Origin of the sequence: Phocaeicola sp. GP0067 (assembly GCF_031119655.1) — a bacterium.
Taxonomy (GTDB): domain Bacteria; phylum Bacteroidota; class Bacteroidia; order Bacteroidales; family Bacteroidaceae; genus Phocaeicola; species Phocaeicola vulgatus.
Genome location: NZ_JAVHZY010000057.1, coordinates 1 through 2,800, shown reverse-complemented (window position 1 = coordinate 2,800; position 2,800 = coordinate 1). Strand labels below are relative to the sequence as shown.

Annotated in this window: 3 protein-coding genes; all 3 read left to right on the top strand. The window is 43.2% G+C overall.

The window, feature by feature from the left end; all coding sequences use genetic code 11:
- Positions 1-468: DUF3575 domain-containing protein (locus tag RE317_RS20870; RefSeq protein ID WP_303266291.1), on the top strand; the 468-nt coding region annotated here is incomplete at its 5' end.
- Positions 469-506: 38 nt separating this feature from the next.
- Positions 507-1,955, top strand: a complete 1,449-nt coding sequence (locus RE317_RS20865; protein ID WP_008670998.1) for a hypothetical protein — start codon at positions 507-509, stop codon at positions 1,953-1,955.
- Between the two features lie 95 nt (positions 1,956-2,050).
- On the top strand, positions 2,051-2,800 hold a 750-nt coding region (locus RE317_RS20860), incomplete at its 3' end, for an Mfa1 family fimbria major subunit (protein WP_303266289.1).

Sequence of the window (2,800 nt, the reverse complement as noted above, 5' to 3'; positions counted from 1 at the left end):
GGGAAGAAATGGACTTTGGATACCCAAGTGGGTATGAATTTCTTCTTTTATGAAAGTGATGCTACCGCAGGCGGTTACAAAACAAGGAAGTGGAGCCATTGGCTTGTACAGCCGGAGATAAGATATTGGACCTGTGAAACATTCAACGGCTGGTTTCTTGGTCTTCATGCCCACGGAGGACAGATGAATGTAGGAGGCATAAATATTCCTTTTATCATTCAAAACCACTCCAAAGAAATGAAAGATTACCGTTATGAGGGGTATTTTTACGGTGGGGGTATCAGTACGGGCTACCATTGGATACTGTCCAGCAGATTCAGTGTAGAGGCATCCTTAGGACTGGGCTATGCGCGTGTTAAATATGACAGGTTCAGATGTACTTCTTGTGGGAAGAAAGATAGTAAGGGGAAAGCTGATTATCTGGGACCTACAAAGCTTGCCGTTTCGATTATCTATATAATTAAATAAATGATGCTTTGCATATATAAACATTAAAAACAGAATCAATGAAACCAATACAATATTATATAGGAATACTCTCTGTGCTGGGGTATGTATACTGTTTGCCGGTGGTAGGACAGGTGGAGGATAAGGTTGTCAGAAAGGGGAATCCCCGTTTGGAATATACAGATGTGAAAACCGGACGTAGCCCGGAAGGGAAAATGTTTACCGTTTCTTTCAATATAGTAGAATCCATCAATCGGTTGAGGACACAGGAAATTGTTTATATCTATCCTTCTCTGGTATCTTCTGACGGCAATATCAGGACTGCTTTCTCGCCTTTGTGTATTTCCGGAAAGAAAAGATACAAGGTTGTTGCCCGTAAGGAAAGACTGGGTGGTAACCCGGGTACATTACTTCCTGTGAAGGATATTCGCAGTTCCAGAGATTTGAGGGAGTCTGGAATCTCCGTCAGGGAAACATTGCCTTTTGAACGTTGGATGGCTTCCGGCCATCTTTTTCTTCGTGAAGAGGTGTATGGATGTTCCGAGTGCGGTAAAGGTGTGAGCCAGTTGAATATACCGGTAACCGGGATAGACCTTTTTGGCCCGGAAGACTATAAATACATTTTTTATACTCCGGAAAAGGTGGAGATAAAATGTTATGAAGAAGAATTTGACTGTAAGGTCACTTTCAAATCCGCACAGTATGAACTTCTTCTTGGATTTGGTAAAAATCAGGAAGAATTAGCCCGTCTGGATGATTTTGTATCCAAAGGGCTTCGGATCAAAGGGGCTAGGCTTCGTGAGGTACATATCATGGGATACGCTTCTCCGGAAGGTGAGTTTAGTTATAATAAACATTTGGCGGAACGTCGTACTCATACGCTTTCTTATTATGTACTGAGTAAGTACCCGCAGCTCGAGAAAGCCTCCATATACGAAATAGAAGGGGTGGGTGAAGACTGGAAAGGCTTGGAAAATATTATAAATGTATCTTCTTTGGCATATAAGGATGAAATTTTATCCGCTATTAATAGGCATCATACGGATGTGGCCCGTGAAGCGGCTATACGCTCTTTAGATGGGGGAAAGGTTTATGCGGAGTTGCTTTCCACAGTTTATCCCACTTTGCGCCGTACCGTTTTTCGCATGGGATTTGATGTTCGTCCCTATACGGATGACGAATTGGAGGAAATGTTTATTACCGTTCCCGGATGCCTGAGCCAGTATGAGATGTACAGGCTGGCGCAACAGTATGCCGAACAGGGAAAAAATCCGGTAAACATATACAAGAAGGCTTATGAACAGTTTGCACTTGATCCGCTGGCGGCACTCAACTATGCCAATGCGCTTTTAAAGTATGAAAAGGATGCGGATAAGGCTCTGATGATATTAGACACAGTAAAGAGTGACAGCCGTTCTGTTTATCCTATGGCAATTGCCCATAGTATGAAAGGAAACTGGCGGAAGGCGGAGGAATTACTGAAAAAAGACATGGAGCCCCGGGAATGAAAACTCCTGGACTTTCCATGACAGGATTAACGGATAAATAGCAAGCATTTAATGTATTAATAATTAAATTATTTATTTACTAAACAGTTTAAGTTATGAAAGTAAACAATTTATTTTTAGTGGGAGTTGCAGCCTTAAGTCTGGGCATGACAGCTTGTAATAATGAGGATGTCCCTCAGGTAAACAATCCGGGCGAGGGAACAACATTTGCAGGAATGTATATTTCCGCTATGAAGGATGTTTCAACCAGAGCGGTGAATGACAATCAGGAAGATTATGGAGGAAGAACGGAAGAGAGTAAGCTTACGGAATTACAGCTTCTCTCAAATGTCCTGCCTCAAACATGGATGTTAGGAACGGTAGCTGATGAAACAGGCAAATTTTGGGAAACGCAAACAGCCGGTACATTCAAGGTTGCTCCATGGAAGACGAATCCCGGTCCTCAATCCATGGCACTGTTGTTTAACAAGGGTACCCTTTCCGCCGATATTGCAACAGCTGCGGATCAGACATATGGTAGTACAGCTACCGCAGTAAAAGATATTGCTGCTCTTGCCACAGACAACAAGTTTGTCATGACTTCGAGAGCCGAGCAGAAAACTATTGTTCCCAGCATTACCGAGGATGCTGCCAAAACGGGTACAAGTGAGGCTCAAAATGTATTCTCCTTTGATGTGGAGCGTATCGTGGCACAAGGACTGGTTGCGAAGGATGCCGCATTGAAAGAAACAACCGCGGATGGAAAAGGAAAGGTTGATCTTACCGACATCACGTATACTGCCATCAACGGTGCCGCAAAGACATATCTTTTCCGTAACCATGCGGGAAAGCGTACAATTGGAGAT